The organism is Streptomyces sp. NPDC006476, assembly GCF_040612015.1.
GTDB classification, from domain to species: domain Bacteria; phylum Actinomycetota; class Actinomycetes; order Streptomycetales; family Streptomycetaceae; genus Streptomyces; species Streptomyces griseorubiginosus_B.
On the sequence record NZ_JBEXPK010000059.1, the window covers coordinates 26,276 to 47,815 of the forward strand.

General features: G+C 68.2%; 18 protein-coding genes and 6 pseudogenes. 10 read left to right on the forward strand and 14 right to left on the reverse strand.

Annotated features, from left to right (window positions below; genetic code table 11):
* Positions 1–139: 139 nt before the first annotated feature.
* The 3 genes from ABZZ74_RS40600 to ABZZ74_RS40610 are packed head-to-tail and all read right to left on the reverse strand — an operon-like array spanning position 140 to position 2,898.
* Entirely contained in the window at positions 140–1,675 is a 1,536-nt protein-coding gene (locus ABZZ74_RS40600; protein WP_356949170.1) for an MFS transporter, read from the reverse strand.
* The gene (locus tag ABZZ74_RS40605) at positions 1,672–2,121 is read right to left on the reverse strand and encodes a VOC family protein (protein WP_356949171.1); all 450 of its coding nucleotides are present in this window, start codon (positions 2,119–2,121) and stop codon (positions 1,672–1,674) included. The genes ABZZ74_RS40600 and ABZZ74_RS40605 overlap by 4 nt, the downstream gene beginning before the upstream one ends.
* 6 nt (positions 2,122–2,127) lie before the next feature.
* Positions 2,128–2,898 carry an SDR family NAD(P)-dependent oxidoreductase gene (locus tag ABZZ74_RS40610; protein WP_356949172.1) on the reverse strand — a complete coding sequence of 257 codons (771 nt, stop codon included), beginning with the start codon at positions 2,896–2,898 and terminating at the stop codon, positions 2,128–2,130.
* A gap of 495 nt (positions 2,899–3,393) precedes the next feature.
* Between ABZZ74_RS40610 and ABZZ74_RS40615 the strand changes: the two genes are divergently transcribed.
* Positions 3,394–3,642 (forward strand): integrase core domain-containing protein, encoded by a 249-nt coding sequence (locus tag ABZZ74_RS40615; RefSeq protein ID WP_356949173.1) that lies wholly within the window; start codon positions 3,394–3,396, stop codon positions 3,640–3,642.
* A 353-nt stretch (positions 3,643–3,995) separates the two neighbouring features.
* On the opposite strand, the gene ABZZ74_RS40620 is transcribed toward ABZZ74_RS40615, so the two are convergent.
* Positions 3,996–5,132 carry an ABC transporter substrate-binding protein gene (locus tag ABZZ74_RS40620; protein WP_356949174.1) on the reverse strand — a complete coding sequence of 379 codons (1,137 nt, stop codon included), beginning with the start codon at positions 5,130–5,132 and terminating at the stop codon, positions 3,996–3,998.
* Positions 5,133–5,222: 90 nt separating this feature from the next.
* On the opposite strand from ABZZ74_RS40620, the gene ABZZ74_RS40625 reads away from it, so the two are divergent.
* The 4 genes and pseudogenes from ABZZ74_RS40625 (at position 5,223) to ABZZ74_RS40640 (ending at position 9,121) form a co-directional block, all read left to right on the forward strand.
* Positions 5,223–5,717, forward strand: coding sequence for a MarR family transcriptional regulator (locus ABZZ74_RS40625; protein WP_356949175.1), 495 nt, complete (start codon positions 5,223–5,225; stop codon positions 5,715–5,717).
* Between the two features lie 756 nt (positions 5,718–6,473).
* A pseudogene (locus tag ABZZ74_RS40630) lies at positions 6,474–6,632 on the forward strand (aminoglycoside phosphotransferase family protein); the annotation flags it as partial.
* Between the two features lie 190 nt (positions 6,633–6,822).
* Complete coding sequence (locus tag ABZZ74_RS40635) at positions 6,823–8,157, forward strand: vanadium-dependent haloperoxidase (protein ID WP_356949176.1); 1,335 nt, start codon at positions 6,823–6,825, stop codon at positions 8,155–8,157.
* A gap of 577 nt (positions 8,158–8,734) precedes the next feature.
* Positions 8,735–9,121, forward strand: coding sequence for a hypothetical protein (locus ABZZ74_RS40640; RefSeq protein WP_356949177.1), 387 nt, complete (start codon positions 8,735–8,737; stop codon positions 9,119–9,121).
* A gap of 3 nt (positions 9,122–9,124) precedes the next feature.
* Here ABZZ74_RS40640 and ABZZ74_RS40645 read toward each other — a convergent pair.
* Positions 9,125–9,748, reverse strand: a pseudogene (locus tag ABZZ74_RS40645) (NAD(P)H-dependent oxidoreductase); the annotation flags it as partial.
* 29 nt (positions 9,749–9,777) lie between these two features.
* Between ABZZ74_RS40645 and ABZZ74_RS40650 the strand changes: the two are divergent.
* Both ABZZ74_RS40650 and ABZZ74_RS40655 read left to right on the forward strand, forming a co-directional pair.
* Positions 9,778–9,927, forward strand: coding sequence for a luciferase family protein (locus tag ABZZ74_RS40650; RefSeq protein WP_356949187.1), 150 nt, complete (start codon positions 9,778–9,780; stop codon positions 9,925–9,927).
* Positions 9,928–10,949: 1,022 nt separating this feature from the next.
* Positions 10,950–11,270 (forward strand): hypothetical protein, encoded by a 321-nt coding sequence (locus ABZZ74_RS40655; RefSeq protein ID WP_356949178.1) that lies wholly within the window; start codon positions 10,950–10,952, stop codon positions 11,268–11,270.
* A 60-nt stretch (positions 11,271–11,330) separates the two neighbouring features.
* Here the strand turns inward: ABZZ74_RS40655 and ABZZ74_RS40660 are convergent, their stop codons facing one another.
* Entirely contained in the window at positions 11,331–11,876 is a 546-nt protein-coding gene (locus ABZZ74_RS40660) for a hypothetical protein (RefSeq protein ID WP_356949179.1), read from the reverse strand.
* Positions 11,877–12,169: 293 nt separating this feature from the next.
* On the opposite strand from ABZZ74_RS40660, the gene ABZZ74_RS40665 reads away from it, so the two are divergent.
* From ABZZ74_RS40665 to ABZZ74_RS40675, 3 genes and pseudogenes are all read left to right on the forward strand, one after another.
* A complete protein-coding gene (locus tag ABZZ74_RS40665; RefSeq protein ID WP_356949180.1) occupies positions 12,170–12,733 on the forward strand; it encodes a hypothetical protein in 564 nt (187 codons plus the stop codon).
* Between the two features lie 909 nt (positions 12,734–13,642).
* Positions 13,643–13,933, forward strand: a pseudogene (locus ABZZ74_RS40670) (helix-turn-helix domain-containing protein); the annotation flags it as partial.
* A 126-nt stretch (positions 13,934–14,059) separates the two neighbouring features.
* Positions 14,060–14,344: pseudogene (locus ABZZ74_RS40675) on the forward strand (IS256 family transposase); the annotation flags it as partial.
* Between the two features lie 94 nt (positions 14,345–14,438).
* Here the strand turns inward: ABZZ74_RS40675 and ABZZ74_RS40680 are convergent.
* The 8 genes and pseudogenes from ABZZ74_RS40680 to ABZZ74_RS40715 all read right to left on the reverse strand — a co-directional run.
* Positions 14,439–17,078 (reverse strand): ABC transporter permease, encoded by a 2,640-nt coding sequence (locus tag ABZZ74_RS40680; RefSeq protein ID WP_356949181.1) that lies wholly within the window; start codon positions 17,076–17,078, stop codon positions 14,439–14,441.
* The gene (locus tag ABZZ74_RS40685) at positions 17,075–17,818 is read right to left on the reverse strand and encodes an ABC transporter ATP-binding protein (protein WP_356949182.1); all 744 of its coding nucleotides are present in this window, start codon (positions 17,816–17,818) and stop codon (positions 17,075–17,077) included. The genes ABZZ74_RS40680 and ABZZ74_RS40685 overlap by 4 nt, the downstream gene beginning before the upstream one ends.
* 27 nt (positions 17,819–17,845) lie before the next feature.
* The gene (locus ABZZ74_RS40690; protein WP_356949183.1) at positions 17,846–18,286 is read right to left on the reverse strand and encodes a hypothetical protein; all 441 of its coding nucleotides are present in this window, start codon (positions 18,284–18,286) and stop codon (positions 17,846–17,848) included.
* 141 nt (positions 18,287–18,427) lie between these two features.
* Positions 18,428–19,102, reverse strand: a complete 675-nt coding sequence (locus ABZZ74_RS40695; RefSeq protein ID WP_356949184.1) for a response regulator transcription factor — start codon at positions 19,100–19,102, stop codon at positions 18,428–18,430.
* Positions 19,099–20,331 carry a histidine kinase gene (locus ABZZ74_RS40700; RefSeq protein WP_356949185.1) on the reverse strand — a complete coding sequence of 411 codons (1,233 nt, stop codon included), beginning with the start codon at positions 20,329–20,331 and terminating at the stop codon, positions 19,099–19,101. The genes ABZZ74_RS40695 and ABZZ74_RS40700 overlap by 4 nt, the downstream gene beginning before the upstream one ends.
* Positions 20,332–20,476: 145 nt before the next feature.
* Complete coding sequence (locus ABZZ74_RS40705; protein ID WP_356949186.1) at positions 20,477–20,626, reverse strand: zinc ribbon domain-containing protein; 150 nt, start codon at positions 20,624–20,626, stop codon at positions 20,477–20,479.
* A 346-nt stretch (positions 20,627–20,972) separates the two neighbouring features.
* Positions 20,973–21,419: pseudogene (locus tag ABZZ74_RS40710) on the reverse strand (transposase); the annotation flags it as partial.
* A 10-nt stretch (positions 21,420–21,429) separates the two neighbouring features.
* Positions 21,430–21,540 (reverse strand): annotated as a pseudogene (locus tag ABZZ74_RS40715) (IS5/IS1182 family transposase); the annotation flags it as partial.

Here is a 21,540-nt window from a genome sequence, read left to right on the forward strand (position 1 = left end):
GCGTGTGGAGTGAACGAAAACGGACGTCAGACGTGGGTCGGGCGCGCACGAGTGAGCGTGCGCGCCGCGGACATGGCGTCACCGCACAAGTGAGGAGGCCAGGGCTTCGGCCCTGGCCTCCCCTTCGCTACGTTGCCCGCTACACGGACGCGGTCATCTGGATCGCCGGCTCGCCCGCGCCGACGGCGGAGCGGGCGGTGCTCTTGCGGACCAGCAGCAGGGTGACCAGCACGCCGAGCAGGGAGGCGCAGCCGCAGACGATCACACCGAGGGCCATGCCGTGGGCGAGGGCGGTCTGGGCGGCGGCCTTGGCGCTGTCGCTGCCGACGTTGACCACGGCGAGCGGTCCCGCCGCCTGCTGTATGCCGGCGTCCTTGCCGCTGAGATTGCCCACCAGCGCCGAGGAGGCAGCGCCCATCGCGATCGTGCTGATCACGGCGGGGCCGAATCCCTGTCCGAACTCGCGCACCAGGCTGGTGGCGCCGCTGGCCATGCCGGTCATGTGGATGGGCACAGCGTTCACGGCGGCGGACGTCAATGAGGACACGACGCAGATGAAGCCGACGCCGAGCAGCAGCACCGGGCCGAGGAAGGCCGTGAGGGAGGTCGTGGTGATGGGCAGCGCGGCGATCCAGAACTGTCCCGCGGCCATCGGCAGGAGACCGCCCATCAGCAGCCAGCGCGGCTCGACGCGGGTGAGCATCTTGCTGAGCACCGGCGCCAGCAGCAGCGGGATCAGCTGGAGGATCACCAGCGGCAAGCCGGCGCGCAGCGCACTCAGGTGCATCACGGCGCCGAGCCGGATGGAGACGACGTACGCGGTGCCGACGAAGCCGAACATCCCGGCCAGCGCGACCACGGCCGCCGCCGAGAACGACGGGATGCGCAGCAGGTCCAGGTTGAACATGGGCGAGGCGGCACGCTTCTCGGCAGCGATGAAGGCGACGAGCGCCGCCGTGGCCAGGGCGAGCGCCCCGACGATCGCCGGGCTGCTCCAGCCTTGCTCGCCGCCCTCGATGATGCCCCAGAGCAGGGCGGTGAGGCCGACCGCGATGCTGATCTGGCCCGGCCAGTCGAGCGTGCGACCCTCGGGAGCCTTGGAGTCGGTGACGAGGAGCCAGCACGTGACGGCCACGGCCAGTCCGAGAACGACCGGCGGCACGAACGCCCAGCGGAAGTCGGCGATCGTGGCGAGCACACCGGAGGACAGCGGGCCCGCGGCGGAGGCGATGGAGATGCTCAGCGCCCAGGTGGAGACGGCCTTGGCCCGGTCTTTCTGATCAGGCGTGGCAGCCGCGATCACCGCCAGGGAACTGGGGAAGAGCGCGGCAGCGCCGATGCCGGCCAGCGCCTGCCCGACCCACAGCATGGTGATGTTCTGGGCGGTGGCGTTGAGGAGTTCCCCGAATGCCAGGACGAATCCGCCGAGCACCAGAAGGCGCTTACGGCCGAACAGGTCGCCGACCACACCGAAGTTCAGTTCCAGAATGGCGGTGGGGAGAATGAAGGCCGATGTCACCCATGCCACCTGGGACCCTGACGCCCCGAAAGCGGCCTGAATACTTCCGTTGATCGGCGCGGGCACGGTAATGCACAACTGTGCCACCGCCACGGCGAGACAACACGCGATAAGTGTTCCGCGGTCCAGTCTTCTCAGGGAGATCGAATCTTTCATTTTCCGTGCCCTCGCTCTGCGTTCTTGAGGTGGGTTCCGACTTGCTTTTCTATGAGTTCGATGAGATTTCCCTCGGGGTCGCTGACCCAGGCCATGCGCACGCCGGGCTCGGGGGACGGCCCGGGTTTCACGATCTCGCCCGCCCCGTGGGCCAGGAGGGCCGTGTAAACGGGGTCCAGTTTGGGAGTGGTGAGCGCGACGTGGCCGTATCCCTCGGTGAGGGCGGCGGTCATCGGGTCCGGTGCCCGCAGGCCCGGCGCCGAGCCGGGGCGGGCGAGGAGTTCGACACGCCAGCCATGGGGATGTTCCAGTACGACACCGCGCAGCCCCGGGATTTCAAGGTGGAAGTCGAAGACGCGCTTCAGCCCGAAGGCGTCCTGGTACCAGGCGGTCTGTGCTGCGAGATCGCGCACGTTGACGCCCACGTGGTCGAGTCGGGTGGTCACGGCCGCTCAGCCCGCCATCGCGCTGTCGCCGCCGTCGGCCATGAGGTTGGCGCCGTTGACGAAGGCCGCCTCGTCGGAGCAGAGGAAGGCGGCCGCGCGGGCGATGTCCTCCGGTTCGCCGACCCGGCCGACCGGGATGCGCGCCTCCATCCGGGCCCTGGGCCCGTCGGGGTCGTCGAGGAAGGGCGCGGTGGCGGAGGTGCGGATCATGCCGGGGGCGATGGTGTTGACGCGGATGCGGTGCGGGGCGCCGGCCGCGCACAGGTGCTTACTCATCGCCAGCACTCCGCCCTTGGCGGCACCGTGCGGCACCATCGGCAGGAATGGCGCGCCGCGCACGGCGGCCACGGAGGCGACGTTGAGGACGGCCCCGCCACCGCGCGCGATCAGGTGCGGCCAGGCCGCCCGCGTGCAGAAGTAGGGAATGTCCAGCTCGTTGCGGAGGGTGAAGTACCAGTCCTCGACGGGCTGGGTGTCGAACGGACCGTTCCGCAGCGCGGAGGCGTTGTTGTAGAGGATGTCGATCCCGCCGAAGGCCGCGATGCCGGCCTCGATCCACTCCCGTGAGCCCTCCTCGGTGGAGAGATCGACGGGCGCCAGGGACCGCATGACTCCCCCGGCCTTCTCCACGATGTCGACGGTCTCGGCCGCACTCTCCTTGTCGATGTCACAGCCGAATACAGTGGCGCCTTCGGAGGCGAATATCCGGGCCGCGGCACGGCCTATTCCGGCTCCTGTTCCACTGATGAAGGCGATTTTCCCAACCAGTCGACCCATATGACTTCCTGTGTCCCTTGTCCCATTCCGCCCAGGCGCGGTGGTGGCAGCGTAGGGAGGGGACTGGGCTGTAACAAGAAGAAGGTCAGTGATAGGGCATCGGACGTTCGTATGGCAGGTATGGGCGGTGGCTCACAGCCGCACGGAACGCGTCCGTACGCCGTTTTGCCCACGAGGCCGGTTGACGGAGCAAGTCACCTCGGAGCAAGGCGAGTTGCCACCTGGGAAGCGCGCGAACAGCCGCTCTGGCGCCGTGACCGCACAGATGCCTGACCTGGGGGGACAGAGCTGAGGGCGGTACGCGGTTCGGCGACGACAGTCGTCGTTGGCAAGCGCGTCGAGGTCGCAGGTTGTCTGCGTAGGGTTGGACCGCACGCCGAATCCGCCGCCGGCCGGGGGCGGGGAGCTGGTGGTGGCCTCACTCAACATGGCCGCGGCCACCCGGGGCGGCGACGTCCGCGGCGTGATCATGCACACCGACAGGGGCTGGGCATCGTGCAGTCGATGGGCAGAGTTGGATCTTACTTCGACAACGCCGTGAGCGAGGCGTTCAACAGCGTGCTCAAGGTCGAGTACGTCCATCGTCACACCTTCCGCACCCGCGCCGAGGCCCGCATCAAGATCGCCACCTGGATCACCGACTTCTACAACACCAGGCGGCTACACACCCTATGCGGGTTCAAGAGCCCGATCGACTACGAACGCGAGTACCGGGCCACCCTCGCAGAGGGACTGGCCGCATAGATCGTCTCCACGCTACGAGGGGATTGACACACGCATCGTGCCCCTCGAGCTGGCGCAACGCCCCCTCGGCTGTGCCCGAGTAGCTACCGACCGGCTCATTGGCGTGCGAGCCATCGAAATGGGACGCAGTCGGGATCCCGAACACATCGATCAGGTGCGCAAGCCGCCACGCGATCGTAGTCACAGGCTCGCGATCGTGCGGCGGCTCTGCATAGTCCATGGTGAACTCACCCGTCCCGAGCGAGATCGGCGCCGAGCTGCTACCCCGGCGGCTAAAGAGTTCACTCCACGTGGGCCCGCTACGGCGATGGGCGCCAGCCCTGTGGTCGGCGCCCACCCGGAACCGGGTCCGGTCAGAACTTGCCGGGAGTCAAGCCGAGGGTGTTGGTCGGGTCGGCCGGGTCCGGACCGACGACCTGGCCGACGTAGAGCTGCACCTGCGAGCGGAACCGCTCCACCGCGTTCCGGTCGCTCATGAACGCCTGAAACCCGGCCACATTGGTCTGGTGATACGTGGCCAGCGGCCGCAGCCCGGCCGGTGGGGCGACGTCCTTGCGCACCGACCAGGTCCACGGAGCGATCAGCTGTTGCTGGGCCGTCCGCGACGTCAGCCAGCTCAGGAACAGCTTCGCGGCGGCCTTGTGCGGAGCGTTCTTGAAGATCGCACCGTGCTGCACCCAGCTGTTGAACGGGTCGTTCGCCGGGAAGATCATGGTCGCGTTCGGCGTCGGATCGCCCGCCGTGCCGAGCGTCGCCAGGTAGTCCCCGGCCGCCACGGGTCCGGCCGAAAACGGCGTGCCGCGCACGAACGCGGGGTTCTGCGCGACCAGGGAACGCAGCCAGGTCCAACCGTACTTGTCGACGGTCAGCTTGAAGTCGTAGAGCACGGCGTCGTCATCGTTCGGGTACGTGAAGATCAGCTTCTTCTTGAACTCCGGCTTCAGTAGATCGGCCGCGGTGAACGCGGACGGATCCGACCCGGCCGCCTTGGTGTTCACCATGTCGGCGAAAGCGCCGTAGAACACGCCGGTCCAGTAGCCCTGCGGGTCCTTGGCGTTGTCGAAGACCTCGTCGGAGCCGATGGGCCGGTACTTCAGCAACTGGCCGGCGCTCTTCCAGCGGTCGAAGTCCTGCACGGTCTGCAGCACGGCCACGTCAGCCACTTGGTTGTGGGTGGCGATCTGGTTGTCGATCCGAGCGTCGTGGATCTTGCTCAGATCGGTGACCAGATGGATTTTGACGCCGGGGAACTGCGCGGCGAACGCCTTGGCGATGAAATCCCACTGTCCCGGCTTGTCGCCGCCCATGTACACGGTCACTCCGCCGCCATCGGCCTCGGCCTGGCGGTAGAGCGCCTGCAGCTTCGCCTGTTCGCCCGACGCGCCGGCCGTTGCCTTCGTGCTCGCATCGGCGACGGCGTAGCTCGCGCCTGCCCCCATCGCCACGACGGCCGCCACCAGCGCGGTCCCGGCCTTCCTGGTGATCCTCATGACATCTCCCAAGAGTTTGAGCTCTCAAACATCTGGATCGACGATAGCCCAATTTGTTTGAGAGTACAAACCTTCGGATATGCTGGTGTGATGAGCGACACCCCCTGGCTCTCCGAGGAGGAGATGCGCGCCTGGCTGGCATACATCGACCTCTCAACACTGCTGGGCGACTACCTGGAGCGGCAGCTGCAACGGGCCGCCGGCCTGTCACACGCGACGTACAACCTGCTCAGCCGGTTGTCCGTGGCCCCCGACCGGTCGCTGCGGATGAGCGACCTCGCCGAGCACCTGAAGGTCACCCGCAGCCGGCTCTCGCACGCACTGTCGGCGCTGGAAAAACGCGGCTGGGCGAGACGCACCGACGACCCGACGGACCAGCGCGGCCAACTCGCCGTGCTCACCGACGAAGGCTTCGCCGTCCTCGCCGCCGCAGCCCCCAGTCACGTCGCGGCGGCGCGCCGGGCGATGTTCGACCACCTCACGCCTGACCAGGTCCGCCAGTTCGCAGAGATCGGCGAGGCCATCATCAAGGGTCTCACCCACGAGGACGACTATCAGGCTGAGCTCCCTTGGCGGCGCAGATAGCGCGCACCGGTCTGCCGACTGGAGAAGGCGCTCCTGGAGCGCTCACATGCCGGTGCCATCCGACGTCGGCGCTGCGCTGGCCGACTGGCTGCGCCACGGTCGTCGTCCTTCGACCTGCCGAGAGGTGTTCACTTGCATCCTGGGTCCGGTGGCGCCGATTAACAGGCGCTGTCAAAACTCATCAACATCTCAAGGCCGGCTGACCCTCGACCGCTGCCAGAATTCATCGACAGTGCTGTCGCTTGTCATAGACGAAGCCAGGCTGCCTTGGTTCGGAGAAGGGCTTTCATCGTGGTGAGGAGGGCTGTCTCCGCGGCAAGCCACTGCCCGCGGACGCGATCGGGGCGAGGGAGTCCTTGTTCCAGGCTGCGCGGACGAGGGTCGGGTGCGCGGAGCTGTCGGCGAGCCACGCGCCCCCGGGGTTCGGCTGGAGACGCGGGCGTGCGCGAGCCGAATCTCCATCGGCACGGCCGGCGCCGCAAGCCGCTGGGCGGGCAGCGCCGTCCAAGCGGAGCCAGGGTTCCGTACGGCGGGGGTGGCGACGTGGAGTTCGGAGCGCAGGGCGAGTACGAGCTGGAGGCGGGCGGTGTGGTACTTCACCGCGACTTTGTTCGAGGTGGTGCGGCAGGGCGAGCCTGGCGGGGCCTGGCACGTGGACATCGGGCAGGCGTGCGATTCCACCAGCTTGTGCACGTCGTTGATCTCGTCGAGATCGTTTCAGGGGTGCGTTTCACCGGTCAAGAGGAAGGAAACGCGTGGGAGGGCTGCGGGGTGCTACGCGGGGCCCGCGAGACGGCGAGTTACGCGTGGGTGGCCCAGCATGCGCCGAGCAGCCCGAAGGCACTGGCCGAGTTCGAGCGCCGGGTGGCGTCGCTGCGGGACGGGGACGAGACGGTGCGGTGGCACTCGTTCTGAAAGAGCGACATAGCGTCGCAGTACAGCGCAAGTTGCATTACAACCGTCGCGTACCGCACAGGTTTACCGGGAAGTCCGCTTTCCATGGGACGCCGGGGATGAGTGCCTTGCCTAGCTTGAGGGCATGTCTTCGACAACCTTGACAGAGTTAACGAAAGCGGGGACGCGCCTGAGCCGAAGAACACGGCTCGTGCTGTGCGTCGTCCTGGCAGCGCTTCTGGCACCGCTGGCCGTGACCGCCCACCCGGCGGCAGCAGCCTCTTCCGCAGCGCAGGCCGACACCTTCGACGGCAGGCCCGTGCAGTTCTGGAACTCCGTGCTGCTGGACGTCTTCAAGCGGCAGACGAAGGTCGGGCCGGGCCCGCTCGCCCGGGCGGCCGCGATGATGAACACCGCGATCTACGACGCCGAGAGCGCCTATCAGCGCACCTGGCACACCCAGCAGTACGAGCCGTATCTGTATGCGCCCAAGTACTCCGGCGCGCCCTTGCTGGAAGGGCCCGCCGAGGAGGAACGCGTCATCGGGCACACCGCGCGCAACCTCCTGGTGCGGCTCTTCCCCGCCCAGCAGACCTTCATCAACACACGCTTCCAGCAGCGCTTCGGTCACGACTGGCAGGACTTCGACATCCTCAAGCCGCTGGTGGCCGAGCCGATCGCCGACCGGATATGGCAGGACCGGTACACCGACGGCTCACGCAACCCCGCGTCGTACACCGCGGACAACAAGCTCGGTGCCTGGCGACCGACGGGTGGCCCGGGATGCACCGCCGAGAGCGACGCCGTCGACCCGAACTGGGGGCTCGTACGGCCGTTCGTCCTCGCCTCCGGTGCGCAGTTCCGGCCCTCGACGCCCGAGACCTTTGGCACCTACGAGGCACTGCTGGCGAGTCCTGCCTACCAGGCTCAGGTGGACGAGGTGCGCAGGCTGGGGGCGGCGACCTCGTCGGAGCGCACCACGGACCAGACCGCCGCGGCCTGGTTCTGGTCCAACGACGCGGACGGCACCTACAAGCCCCCGGGTCAGCTGCTCGACATGACCCGTATCGTCGCCGACCAGCGCAACCTGGACATCTATCCCGCCGCGCGGCTGTTCGCCCTGGTGTCGCTGGCCATGGCGGACGGGGCGATCGCCGAGTGGGACGTGAAGTACCAGACCCCCATCGACCTGTGGCGGCCGGTCTCGGCGATCCAGGTGGGCCTCAACGACCCGAACTGGCGACCGCTGGGCAACACCCCGTGCTTCCCCGCATGGGCGTCCGGCCACGCGACCTTCGCCGGTGCCTGGCAGGTGGTGATGACAGAGGTTTTCAAGACGGACCAGATCTCCTTCACCGCGACCACCGACGACGGCAACTCACCGGTCAAGAACCGCACGTTCAGCCGCTTCAGCCAAGCCGCTGAGGAAGACGCCTACAGCCGCCTCTGGCTCGGAGTGCACTACCGCTGGGACGCCGTGGACGGGCTCAAGCTCGGGCGGAACGTCGCATCGTACGTCGTCCAGAACAAGTTGAAGCCGCTCTGAACGCATGGGGTCTCCCGGCAGTCGTCGGGTCTGACAGCGTCTCAGGCTAAGCTTGTTATTTTTCCCCCTGCCTCGAACGGTGTCTCGAACTGGGTCGCTCACCTGGGGATTCACCGGACGTGAGGGCGGCCTTCGTCTGATCCTGTGCTCCGACCAAGGTGCACGTGACCAAGACGAAGGCCGTGAGGGTGAGTCTGCTGCCTGATGCTGTCCGGAGGGAATCGTTCGCGGAAGCGTCACGCTTCGCTACGTTGTTCTGCGGGATGAAGCAGCCCGATGGCGGCAAACCCCGCCGCCCAGCTCAGGCCGAGGGCGAGGTGGCTCGTCATCGAACTCTTCGCCCCTGCAGGCACGTTCGACCAGGCCCTGGGCCAACGCCTCGGCAAGCCGCTCATCGAGGCACTCACGGGAGCGAGGACGCCCAAGCCGAGGCCGTCATGGACTCCGCACGCGCCCTTCCAGGTCCTCATCCACGAGCCCGCCCGCCTGGATCACCGGCGACCGCCACCTGGTCGACCCCGCCGACCCACCCCGCTACCTGATCCGCGTCAGCGCACCGGCCGCCTGGCGCAAGGAGATGAGCGCCCACGCCGTCGAGCGCCTCACCCAGGTCCTCGCTGAGACCGAGGGCGAGGGCGGTCGCGACGCAGACCGGCTCCGCGACCAACCACACGCCGTGGTTCAGGTCGTCGGCAACGCCGAGGGCGGCCTCGGCCTGTGCGGACGCCCCATGGGCAGCCTCGATCCGAGCCACCACATGACCGCCCCGCACCGCGAGACCATCGCCCGCCTGCCCACCGACGAACTGCCGTCCGGTACCGTCATCGACCCGGTGTGCGGCATGACCGTCGACCTGAACACCACCGCCCTCACCTTGGAGGTCGACGGAACGCTCCACGGCTTCTGCAACAGCCAGTGCCGGCGCATCTTCACCAACGAGCACGGGGCGCCACTGAACGCATAGGGCTCAGCGGTAGTCCGGGTTGGGCGCGTCGAGGCGGCAGCCCGCGTCCACTCCGAACGCTGGTTGCCGTGGGCGGGGATGCCCTTGGCGCGCTTCAGCATCTCCGCCAGCTGCATCAGGTTCCAGGTCATGAAGGTGGTGTTGCGGTTGGTGAAGTCGTTCTCCGGGCCGCCCGAACCGGGGTCCAGGTACGACGGTCCCGGTCCCGCCGGTCCGATCCAGCCGGCGTCGGCCTGCGGCGGGATGGTGTAGCCGAGGTGCTGCAGGTTGTACAGGCATCGCGCAGTGCTTGACGCCGTCCTCGTTGCCGGTGATCAGGCAGCCGCCGACGCGGCCGTAATAGGCGTACTGACCTTCGGAGTTGAGGAGCCCGGAGCAGCCGTACAGGTGCTCGATGACCTTCTTGGTGACCGAGCTGTTGTCGCCCAGCCAGATGGGGCCGGCGATCACCAGGATGTCGGCGGTCATCACCTGCTCGTACAGAGCCGGCCACTCGGCCGTCGCGAAGCCGTGCTCGGTCATGTCCGGGTAGACACGGGTGGCGATGTCGTGGTCGACCGCACGGATCTCGGATGTCGTGACCCCGCGCGACATCATGATCTCCGCGCTCTTGTCGATCAGTCCCCGATCTCGCCGAGGCGGAGCCGAGCTGCGGCATTGGTCGAGCCCTCCGCACGGCACACGGCGAGATCGCCCATTTCCACCCCGACGACCACGTTGACCTGTACCTCACGGCCCGTGCCATCCGGCGCTTCGAAGAACACCTCACGGCAGCGGCCGCCGTCCAGCTGGTGCCCGGCTCGTAGGGGTGACGCTGCGCCTCGACGCCAACGCGGACGTCCATCTGGTCATGACCCTGGTCAGCCTCGCCCTCCAGACACATCAGGCGTGGCCGGTTCCAGACGACGTTCCGCGGGCGGAATGCAATGATCACCGCAACGCGGTACACCCGCGAGAGAATCTCGGCGGAGGCTGAGAAGCACCTTTCCAGGCAGGTGGGGCTGTGGCTGACAAGGCACGCGAGGACGAAGCAGTCGTGGGGTCATGGAGCGCCTGACGGGCGCTTACAGTGCAACGCACAGCTCAGCCGAGGTCGAGGCCGCAGTAGCTCACGCGTCCTTCGCGGACCGGCCCGTGCGCGAATTTCGTGCCCGTACTGGTCGAACGCAAGGCGCGGGCGCTGTTGAGCGAATCATCCGGCTAGCGACCTGCGGGCTCCAGCCGTGCGGGCTCTTACCCACGACCTGAACGACGTCTGCCATCGCTGAGCGGCGTGACCAGTTGCGGTTGAACACGGACGCGAGACTTCTGGTTTCAACTGATGAAGAACTTGCCCGGGGGTCGGGTTCCACGAGCGGTCGTCCACCGCACCGACACGCCTTGGCCGCCGCAATGCCTGTACAAGGTCACAAGGCGAGGGAGGATCTGGTGGTGATCTATACAGTGGGGATTTGGACGGCTCAGGCTGGGCACGAGGATGCCTTCGTGGCGGAATGGAATGCGTTGGCGGAGTGGACTCTGTCGCGGTTCCCGGAGGCACACGGCACCCTGCTACGTGACCGAGTGACGCCCAATCGGTTCATCAGCTTTGGTCCGTGGCCTGACGAAGGGACCGTCAGCGCGTGGCGCTCCGACCCCGTGTTCGGGAACCATGTCGCTCGTATGCGGGAGCACCTCGACGATTTCCAGCCGGGGACGTTTGACGTGGTCAGTGCGGCCGGGCCTGAGCGGTCCTAGCAGCCCATGGTGGCGATTCTCGAGAAGACGACCGACGTTGCCCCTCGCCTCACTTGATCTGGTTATCAACGGCTCGGGATGATTGGCATGCGTGATATTGACGGCGATCCGGTGTTGCCTGGTCGATGAGGTAGGAGGGTGTGTCCCGGCCCTGGTCAAGGCTGTTCGGTGCTGCCGGTACCGCAGCTGGGACATCAAGGAAGGCCGGCGCGGCCTGGAAGGCGTCATCACCTGCGACCACCCCGCGGTCCGCTACGTCCTGGACGGCACCCGGTCTCACCTGATCCGGCCGCGCCGGGGAAAGACCCTCCGATTCGTGGTCGACGGGCAGGTGGTGTTCTCCGCGTACGCCAGGCATCCCGGCACGCGGCCGAACAACTCCCTTGCGAGGGCCCTGCGCCTGGGGCGCTGAGAAAGAGGGACGATGGCCGATGTGCACCCGCGCCCCTCTTCACAGCGCCGTTGACGCCACTCAGCAGTTCTTCACCCAGTGGACCCAGTACCAGGGTGCATCGTCGTCATCGTTGTAGGCGCCGCCGTCATTCCAGCGTGAGACGCCGCTGTCGTCCAGGAAGTTCGCGACGGTCCCGGTGGTCTGGTTGTTGATCCACGATCCGTCGGCCGTCCACGGGATCCTGTAGCGGGCGCAGCTGTACATGGGGATCGACGTGCCCGTGAAGTTGATGCCGCTGTAGGCGCAGAAGTATCCGTAGGGAATAATATCGTCGCAGACGTTGAGCAGCGCCCCCTTGGTCATGTCGCGGGGGTGAGCTTCGCCAGGAACAGCCACGAACATGAGGTTCTTGCCGCCCAGGTCGATCACGTTGGCGGCCACCTGCTTTCCGCCCATCTGGGCGAGATACCGGTCCACTTCGTTCTGGAGTGCCGAAGTCTGAGAGGCGGTGAGTCCCGCCTGCTTGGCCTGGGAGGCGTAGGGACTGGTGGCGCCCTCAGCACCGGCTGATGCGACGCCGGCGCTTAAGGTCAGCGCCAGAATGGCCACTGCAACCGCGAACATCGCCCTGATCTTTGACAATCTACTTTGCACTGGTACCCCCTAATGGTGCGTGCCAAGGAATGCTGCTCGGCGGTGGATTGCTGGACGCCTCAACTTAGGTGTCGCCGAATGGAGGGCACCAAGGTTTCGATTACCGTCGAAACGTGTTTGATGACTGAAGCGATCGCGAGGGGCGCGGTGTACGACGTCTCCGACCACGGGACCTACCTGACCCGGCCAGGCATGCGGCTACCCTCTGTGGTGCGCTGCTGGTTTCGGGCCGGGCGAAGGAGCGGGAGACAAGGACATGGCCCGTGCGGAAAACCATTCAGCTTCACACCGAGCCTCACGTACTTGAGGTCGGCGACGCCGAGTTGCTGCTGGAACCGGAAGTGATGGGCGCCTCGTTCGTGGATGCGTACGCCGAGCTCGCTGAGGCTCAGAAGGCGAGGGGTGTCGACCTGGAGAACCTCGGCGACGCCGACCCGTCCGCGCTGCGCAAGACGCTGCGGTCGGTGCGGGTCTTCCTGGCCCGGCAGATGCTGCCGGAGTCGGCGGAGCTGTTCACGCGGCTCGACGTCATCCAGGACGGCGAGGTCCTCGACTCCTTCCACGAACTGGACCAGGCGGAGGAGTTCGCCGCCCAGCATCCCGGGGCGCGGATCCAGGACGCGCTGCGTCTGCCCACGCGGGCGGTCGCGGAGATCCTGGAGTGGGTCGTCGAGCCGTACGGAGACTGGGATGCGTGGGACGGCGTACTCGCCCTCCAAGGCGTCGACCCGCACGCGTGGCCGCTGAAGCGGTTGCTGAACGCCGCCGAGGCGGCGGTGGGTGCGGCCAGCCCAGGACGAGAGCGAACGAGTCCGCAACCGGGCTGAGCGGTACGCCCCGCCGAAGGGCGTACCGGCCCGCAAGGGGCCGTCCGGGCGCCCGCGAGCAGCCGCGATGGATCTGGGGCAGGCGAGGGCGCTGATGGCCTCCACGGCGGCCGAGGACGCGGGGGCCGAGGACGCAAATCTGCCCAGGCGACACGGCGGACAATCTGAAGATCACCGGCTGCCCCTGCGGCGGCTGAGCCGACTGGTTAAGGGCGGGGCAACCACACACGGAAGCGGGGTTGCCCGGTGGCTGGCGACGACGAGGACCACGACTCAGGACTCGTCGCCAAGAGCCAGGCGCTGCGCACCAAGCAGGGCTCTTCCGTCTTCTACACTGCCGCGGACTCCTCGCGCGGCCCCAAGCCCCCTCCGGCGACGAGGCACACCCCGCACGCGCCGGCCGGTAGTGCTGCTCCGCAGAAGTTCGTGGAGGTGTCAGGCTGCTGTGCTGTCGAGGTAGAGACCCCAGCACAGTCCAGGCGCTGCTCGGGGCTGCCGACGGGTAGCACGTTGTCGGCGTAGACGTCTCGACTGGCGAAGTAGAGTGCGAAACCCCAGGTGTACAGGACTCCGGTGAAGCGCAGCCGACATAGCGGCAGCCGTTCGGCGTTCTTCAACCTGCCTTCCAGGTAGGCGAAGCCAGCTCGGAAGCAGGCCTGGGCCCGGCCAGTTGCGGCCAGCGCTCGCTGGCGTGCGCGTTCAGCCGCAGGCGTAGGTGGTGCTGCATGGACTTGGGTGGGTTTTTCGGCACGGCCCTATCCGGCCGCCCGGCCGGCATCCCCGCCATGATCACTGATCATGGCAGAGAGTGCGGGACGGTGTGCGGCGGCGGTCATAGAGGTGGACGAGGAGACGCGCGGTACGCTGCAGCGGACCGTCTCCTCAGTGAAAGCCCAGGTCAAGCAGGTGCTCCGGGCCAGGATCGTGTTGGCCGCGGGCAACGGGGCGATCGCGCGCCGGTTGGCGGTGAGCGCCAACACGGTCCGCAAATGGCGCGGGCGGTTCGCCGCGCGCGGGCTGGAAGGCCTGAAGGACGCCGCCCGCCCCGGTCGGCCGCGCCGCTACGACGACCTGGTGCGTGTCGCGGTGGTCGCCGCGGCCACCAGCACCCCGCCCGGACCTGCCGCGACCTGGACCCACGCCTCGATCGCCGCCCAGCTCGCGGGCACCGTGTGCGCGCCGATCTCCGCCGCCCACGTCGGCAGGATCCTGGCCGACTTGGACCTCAAGCCCCACAAGGTGCGCGGCTGGCTCACCCGCCGGGGGCTATGCAGCCTTGTCAGTGACACCGGCACCACTGCCAACGGCTCCTCCTTGACCGACGAGATGGTCCGGGAGGGCGCGAGGCGGATGCTCGCGGCGACCTTGGAGGCCGAAGTCAACGCCTCCGTAGCCGCGTTGGCTGAGCAGCGGACGAGACCGGCCGATGGCTCGTGGTCCGCAACGGCTACCACCAGCCCCGGAAGGTCACCACCGCTGCCGGGGTGGTCCAGGTGAAGGCCCCCGCGGGTGAAGGTCAAGCACGTTGACGAGGCCACGGGCGAGCGCAAGCGGTTCCCCTTGGCGATCCTGCCGCCGTGGTGCCGCAAGTCCCCGAAGATCAGCGAGGTGCTGTATGCGATGGGGGCGGTCAAGCAGTCACCCCGTCGTGCGTTGCTCGATTGTTGTCCGTGTGTTGTTCGCGGCGGCACCGGGTTGCGATGTCTCATTCGGTGCCGCCCAGCGCGGTCATCGGTGCGATGCGCGTGGCGCGGCGGGCGGGCAGCAGGCCGGCCAGCGCGGTGAGGACGGCCAACCCGATGAAGACCAGTAGGAGTTGGGCCACGGGCAGGCGCATGGGGGCGTCGGTGACGACGATGCGGACGAGGAGCCAGGCGTAGGGGATGCCGAGGGCCAGGCCGAAGGCGCCGCCGAGGACTCCGTACAGGCCGGCTTCGACGGTGATGGTCCGGCGCAGTGCGCCTCCGCCCAGGCCCAGGGCCCGTAGCAGTCCGAACTCACGGGTGCGTTCGATCGCGGTCAGGCTGGTGGTGGCGGTGACGCCGACGACGGCGATGAGCACGGTCAGGGCGACGAGCCCGAGTGCGGTGGTGCCAGCCGTGCGGATCGCGTCCTGGTCGCTGTCCCGGTCTTCCGCCAGGACGCTGATGGTCGCGTCGTCGGGGTCGGCGACGTGTTCCCGGACTACGCTCTCCAGTGCCCGCTGCGCCTTGCCGCGGGCGGCGAGGCCCTCGGCGGCGGCGTCGGCGAAGATGCCGGTCGCGTTGGTGGAGGCGCCCATCCGGTCGAGATCGGCGGGTACGACGAGTACGTTCGTCTGGCCTGGGCCCTCACCAGGCAACGTGGCGGCGACGGTCAGCCGGATGTCGCCGCGGCGATGGGGGTCCCCCCGCTCGAGCGAAGCCGAGGGTGGAGGAGTGAGAGTGATGGGGTCGCCCGCCCGCACGCCGAGGAGTTCGGCCACGTCGGATGCGATGACAGCCCTGCCCGGGCCCAGGTCGTTGAGGGAGCCGGTGGCGGTGTCGATGTACTTGCCGGTGGGCAGGGCGTCCGGATCCAGGTCCGACACCTCGAACCGGGTGCGGGACCCCCTGGGGCCAGCGGTGACCTCGAGGGTCCGGTAGCCGGTGACATGGGTGAGCTGCGGTGCGGCGGCGAACTGGCCCACGGCTGAGGAGTCCAGGCCCTTTCCGTTGGCCGCGACTTGGAAGTCGGCGGGGGCTCGGACGGCGTCGGTCCGTTCCAGGTAGCCGCTCAGACAGGCGAGGCAGACAAGGGCCCCGGAGACCAGGGCGACGCCGAGGGCGACGACCGCCGAGACGGCCGCGGCACGCCGCGGTGTGTCACCGACACCGCTGACAGCCAGCCTGCCGATGGTGCCCAACCGGCGCAGTGGCCATCCGGCCACCGCCAGGACGGGGCGGACCAGGAGCGGGCCCAGGGTGATCAGCGCCAGGAAGGCGAAGCCCGCAGAGGCGATGGTGACCAGCAGGGCGAAGTTGCGGTCGTAGTCCTCTTGGCCCGGCTGGGGCAGCTGATGCAGGAGCAGGGCGGCGAGCCCCGTGGCCGCGGTGGCGAGGAGAATTCCGGCGGTGAGGCGGGCGGTGCCGATACGGCGTTCGCCGGTGAGGGTGCCCGCGGTGCGCAGAGCCTGCAGCGGCGACACGCGGGCTGCCGACAGGGCGGGGGCGAGGACCGCGCCGACGGTGACAAGCACGGTGCCTGCGACCACCAGGATGGTCTGCGGCACGGGGAAGCCCGGTGCGGACAGTTTCTGTCCCGCCAGTAGACGGGCGGCCTGGGGGGCGAGGTGTCCGGCGCCCAGCGCCATCAGCACACCGATCGAGCCGGCGACCACACCTACCAGGGCGCCCTCGACGGCGAGTGCAGACACCAGCCGGCGCTGTGGGGCGCCGATGGCGCGCAGGAGCGCCAACTGCCGCAGCCGCTGCGCGAACACGATACGGAAGGTCGAGGTGGCGACCAGGGCCGCGGCCCCCACCGCCACGGCCAGGAACACCGAGACGAGCCGGAAGACCTCACGCAGGTCTCCTCCCACGGCCTCGTGTGCCTCCTCGGCCCGTACGGCGCCGCCGGACCTGAGCGACGCGTCGGAGTGCGCCGCGTCGAGCACGCCGCGCACCTGCTGGGACAAAGTGGTGTTCGGGATACCGTCCTTGGCGCGGATGTCCACGCGCTCATAGCCCGGCAGCTGCGCCAAGGGCCCGATGTGGGCGTCGGTGGTGTACCCGCCGGGCTGCTGCTCGGCGGTTGCGTTGCTCTCCACCACGCCGGTGACAATGACGGCGGCCTTGACGGTTTTTTCCGCGTTCTCACGGTTGGGGACGAGCAGGGTCGTACGGGTGCCGGGGGCGAGCGCGAGTTCTTCGGCGGCTCGGCGGTTGACCGCGATCTGGCCGGTGCGGTCGGGGTAGCTCCCCTCGACGAGCCGGACCTGGGACAGCGGCCCGGTGCCCGGGTCGGAGTGGAGCTCCAGCCAGCGTTCGAACGGACCGGCGATCGGCGCGCCGGAGTCCACGCGCCCGACGGCCTCCGCGACACCGGACAACGCGCGGATGCGCCGCAGAGCGGCACCGCTGATGTCGGGCGACGTGCCGTCGGCGGTGGCGACCAGACTCACGGCTTCGGGCGTGCCGCGGAAGCGGTCGAGGGTGGTGTTCGTGGTGATCTGCTGGGCCATGACGGTGGCGAAGACCACGAAGGCGGCCACCAGGACCGACATCCCGGTCGTCACCAGGCGGCCGGGCCGTTGGAGCAGTTCGGCCAGCTGCGATCCGAGGGCGCTCGCGCGCCAAGGGGTGTTCTCACGGCATGGGGAGTTCATCGGGCGGCCCTCCCCGCGGTCTGCAGAGCTCGCGTGAGATCGGCGCCGGCCGCCGCGTCGACGTCGTCGACGATGCGTCCGTCGGCCAGGACGAGCACGCGGTCGGCGCAGGCGGCGGCTCCCGGGTCATGAGTCACCATGACCACGCTCTGGCCGAGGTCGCGCACGGAGCGGCGCAGGAAGTCCAATATCTCTCCGCCCGACCGCGAGTCCAGGTTGCCGGTGGGCTCGTCGGCGAAGACCACGGCGGGCCGGGGCAGCAGGGCCCGGGCCAGCGCCACGCGCTGCTGCTGGCCGCCGGAGAGTTCGGCGGGCCGGTGGGACATCCGTTCGCCGATGCCGAGCACGCCGACGAGATGGTCGAGCAGGTCGCGGTCCAGGTGCCGGCGGGCCATGGTGACCGGCAGCACGATGTTCTCCAAAGCCGTCAGCTGGGGCAGCAGGTTGAACGACTGGAAGACGAAGCCGACCTTGTCCCGTCGTACGCGGGTCAGCTCCCGGTCGGACAGACCGGTCAACTCCGTCTCGTCCAGCACCACTTGACCCGAGGTGGCTGAGTCCAGCCCCGCCAGGCAGTGCATCAGTGTCGACTTGCCCGAGCCCGACGGGCCCGCGATGGCCGTGAACCGCGCGCGGGCGAAACCAACCGTCACTCCGTCCAGGGCCCTGATCCGTGCGGCACCCTGGCGGTAGGTCTTGACCAGTTCCACGGCGGCGACGATGCATTCGGTTGTATCCATGAGGTGAATTCCCCTTGCCGTGGCGCGTCAGGACGCGAGCGGCGGGAATGTGAGCGTGACCCGGGCGTCCGAGCAGTGGGCGTTGGCCTTGTCCGACAGTCGCCGCACTTCCTCTCCGGTCGGGACAGTTCCCTCGCCCTTCGCATGCAGGGCCGCCCACCCGTCGTAGACCGAGATGTTGGCGCCGAGGTACCCGTCATCGATCTGCGCCCTGCGCTGCCGCTCGTCCTTCTCCCACTTCGCGATGGCTGCCCTGTCGCTGGCGATCTTCTGCGCCGAGTCGACGAGTTGCTGCGCCAACACGCAGTCAGTCTTCGATGCCTGGCTAGGCCGGTTGTGCTCGTCCCACCAGACCTTGCCCGCTATCCCTGTACCCGTGAAAAGCAGCACCACCATCGCGGACAACAGAATTGCCTTGCTGTTTCGCATGGACATGGAAAGACTCACGACGACCTCCGAGAACTTCATTCCGAAGCTGTTTGCCGGCGTTTGCCGATCAGCTGTTGGTAATTCTCGGAGAACGGTCGTCGAGGCACATCGGTTCAGAACCTGATCTCCGCGCCGGTGAACTGCGACCGCAGTCGTAGTCCCACCTCCTGCCTCGTGCGGTCAGCTCGCGGGGGCCACGAGGCCCGAGTCGTAGGCGAAGATAACGGCCTGCACGCGGTCCCGCAGGCCCAGCTTGGTCAGGATCTTCCCGAAGTGGGTCTTCACGGTCGCCTCCGCGATGAACAGGCGAGCGGCGATTTCACTGTTGGACAGGCCCTCAGCGATCAGACCGAGGACCTCACGCTCGCGCAGGGTCAGCAGATCCAGCCGCTCGTCGTGGCGGGCCGAGGGCGCCAGCTTCCCCGCGAACCGGTCCAGGAGCCGGCGAGTGACGCGCGGGGCGACGACGGACTCACCGGCCGACACGACACGGATCGCCGTCACGACCTCCCCGGGCGGGGTGTTCTTCAGTAGGAAGCCGCTCGCCCCGGCCTGCAGCGCGGCGAAAGCGTCCTCGTCGGTGTCGAAGGTGGTGAGCACCAACACCCGTGGGGCGTCAGGAAGTCGACTCAGCCGCTGGGTCGCCTCGACGCCGTCCATGACGGGCATACGAATGTCCATGATGACAACGTCCGCCTCAGTACGGGCCAGCAACGCCAGGGCGTCCGCGCCGTTCTCCGCCTCGCCCACGACCTCGATGTCGCTCTGCGCGGCCAGCACCATCGCGAACCCGGCCCGGATCAGCGGCTGGTCGTCCACGACGACCACCCGTATCGGCCCGCCCATCTCACTCATCCCTTCGTCCTCAACGGAGGTTCCTGTACGGGAATCTCCGCGTCGACCTGCCATCCCGCGCCGAGGCGCGGCCCGGCGGAGAAGCTGCCGCCGGACACCTCCACACGCTCGCGCATGCCCACGAGCCCGTTCCCTCCGCTTGTGCCAGCCGCCGCTCTCGCAGAACCGGCCAGCTTGCCGGCCCCGTCGTCGACCACACTGATCAGTATCACGTCCTTGCAAAACCGCAGAGTGATGTCGACGCGTGCGCCGGGACCGGCATGCCGCAGCACATTGGTCAGGCACTCCTGGACGACCCGCAGCACGGTGAGTTGGTCCGCCGTCGACAGCCCGCCCCGTACACCCTCGACGACCAGGTCCACCTTCAGTCCCGCAGCACGGGCCCGCTCGGCCACCGTCTCCAAGTCGTCCATCGAGACCCGCAGGCGACCGGTCTCCGTGTCCGGGTCCTCGATCACGCCGGAGACCTTACGGCCGCTGCGCAGCACCCGCACGATCCGGTGCATGTCCGCCAGCGCGTCCCGACCGGTGTCGCCGATCACCTTCAGGGCCGAAACCGCCTTTCCCGGATCGGACTTGAGGACGTACCCGGCCCCGTCGGCCTGCAGGATCATCACGGCCAGACTGTGCGCCACCACATCGTGCAGCTCCCGGGCGATCTCCGCGCGCTCCTCGGCCGCGGCGAGCCGCACGAGGTGCTCCCGTTCCCGTTCGGCCGTGGCGGCCCGTGCCTCCAGGCTCGCCACGTACAGCCGACGTGTCCGCAGCACCATGGCGGTCAGCCACAGGGCCGTACAGACACCGCCGAAGGCGACCAGGCTGAAAACGTCCCCTTCCGCGTCCCGCGCGCCGGGAAGACCAAACCCGGCCTCCACCCCCACGCCCAGCAGGACGACCGCACCCGCCGTCCAGATGTGCCACATCGCCCGGGCGTGGGTGACCACCGAGACCATGGCGACGAGCAGCGCCGCGTCGTACGCGGCCGGGGCGGAGGCAAGCATCGGATCCGGGTACTCCGCCAGCACGTACTGAACGAGTGCGAGCCCGGCGACCAGCCCCATGACCGCAAACGGCCGACGCCGGCGGAAGACCAGCGCCAGGGCCATCGCCCAGCCGATGAGCTGGTCGCACTCCTCGCCGTAACGAGAGGCCGCGAAGCCCACCAGCACCGCGATCGAAATGTCATACGCCGTGTGTATCCACGGCAGTACCTGTATGCGGCGCAACATGGCCAACAGGCTAAGACACCGCTCGGTGCCGCATTCGTCAACTTGACCCGGCCCTGAAGCTTCGGGCTTGGAGGTAGTGCCCAGCTGGCTGCTGGGATGGACTCCTCCGTCCAGACACCCCTATGGGGTGGCAGGGGCGCGTGACTCACGCCCCGCATTCCACACACTCGCCACGGGTGGCGATGTTGTGGGAAGCATTCCGGTCGGCGTGGGCAACGACCCCGCACCCCCGGCAGATGAAAAGTCCCCGGTCGACACGCTTTCGTTTGTCGACGTGGCCGCACTCGGCGCACATCTGCGACGTGTACGCGGGCGGGTGGACCGCGGAATATCGTTTTTCGCGACCCCGTGACTATAGCTCGGCATCCGCCTCGCGGTGCCCGGGACCGCTCACGCTGCGACGTACCGCGCCAGCCACGTTCATCCTCGACAACCGCCTCGACCGGCTCGGCAATGCCGCCGGAAAGATGACACTCGCTCGCCCTGTTCCATCTGGCGCAGACACCACCAGGCAACAGCCCGACGCAACCACTCCCGACGACAGATCGCCGACGAGCCCACCGGATAGATCACGAAACCAGACTGGAGTAAAGACCGCCGAAGCGGCGCGAATTGCCAAGTAAGACCGACCGGCAAATGGATCACTTTGGGCGGCGGTTGGTGGGTCGGCCATCCCAGCGGTAGCGGCTGCGTGCCTGCCAGATCAGCATGCGAAGTGTGACGAGGGTAGCGGCGAGGTAGAGGTAGTAGTCCACGACCCTGTCGTTTCTCTCGGTGCAGCGCCGAAGCTTGCCGTAGCCGTTCATCCACGAATGCGTGCGCTCGACGGGCCAGCGCCTGCTGGCCTGGATCGGGGCGGGTACACCCTTGCGGGCGGTCTCGGAAGTGAACCCCAACTCGGCTATCAACGCACGGAACTTGATGCTGTCGTAGCCCCGGTCGAGGTTGACGTTCACGGTGTCCGGCAGCATGCCGACCTGCTCCTGCGCGGCGTCCAGGGTCAGTCCGAGCAGTGGCGAGTCATGCCTATCGGCCCCCTCGGAGACGACCCCCAGCGGGACGCCGCGGGCGTCGCGGCGGAGCGCTTTAGACGTCATCTCATTTGGTGAGTCTGCGGTAGCAGATGAGGGTGCAGGCGATGCTGGTGAAGGCCAGGAAGTGCTCGGCTTTGCGCTCGTAGCGGCGGTGCAGTCGGCGGCATCCGGCGAG

Coding starts and splice junctions, on each gene's coding strand:
- ABZZ74_RS40600 (WP_356949170.1), bottom strand. CDS start 1,675: ATGAAAGATTCGATCTCCCTGAGAAGACTGGACCGCGGAACACTTATC.
- ABZZ74_RS40610 (WP_356949172.1), bottom strand. CDS start 2,898: ATGGGTCGACTGGTTGGGAAAATCGCCTTCATCAGTGGAACAGGAGCC.
- ABZZ74_RS40620 (WP_356949174.1), bottom strand. CDS start 5,132: ATGAGGATCACCAGGAAGGCCGGGACCGCGCTGGTGGCGGCCGTCGTG.
- ABZZ74_RS40625 (WP_356949175.1), top strand. CDS start 5,223: ATGAGCGACACCCCCTGGCTCTCCGAGGAGGAGATGCGCGCCTGGCTG.
- ABZZ74_RS40640 (WP_356949177.1), top strand. CDS start 8,735: ATGAGCGCCCACGCCGTCGAGCGCCTCACCCAGGTCCTCGCTGAGACC.
- ABZZ74_RS40660 (WP_356949179.1), bottom strand. CDS start 11,876: ATGTTCGCGGTTGCAGTGGCCATTCTGGCGCTGACCTTAAGCGCCGGC.
- ABZZ74_RS40680 (WP_356949181.1), bottom strand. CDS start 17,078: ATGAACTCCCCATGCCGTGAGAACACCCCTTGGCGCGCGAGCGCCCTC.
- ABZZ74_RS40685 (WP_356949182.1), bottom strand. CDS start 17,818: ATGGATACAACCGAATGCATCGTCGCCGCCGTGGAACTGGTCAAGACC.
- ABZZ74_RS40690 (WP_356949183.1), bottom strand. CDS start 18,286: ATGAAGTTCTCGGAGGTCGTCGTGAGTCTTTCCATGTCCATGCGAAAC.
- ABZZ74_RS40695 (WP_356949184.1), bottom strand. CDS start 19,102: ATGAGTGAGATGGGCGGGCCGATACGGGTGGTCGTCGTGGACGACCAG.
- ABZZ74_RS40700 (WP_356949185.1), bottom strand. CDS start 20,331: ATGTTGCGCCGCATACAGGTACTGCCGTGGATACACACGGCGTATGAC.
- ABZZ74_RS40705 (WP_356949186.1), bottom strand. CDS start 20,626: ATGTGCGCCGAGTGCGGCCACGTCGACAAACGAAAGCGTGTCGACCGG.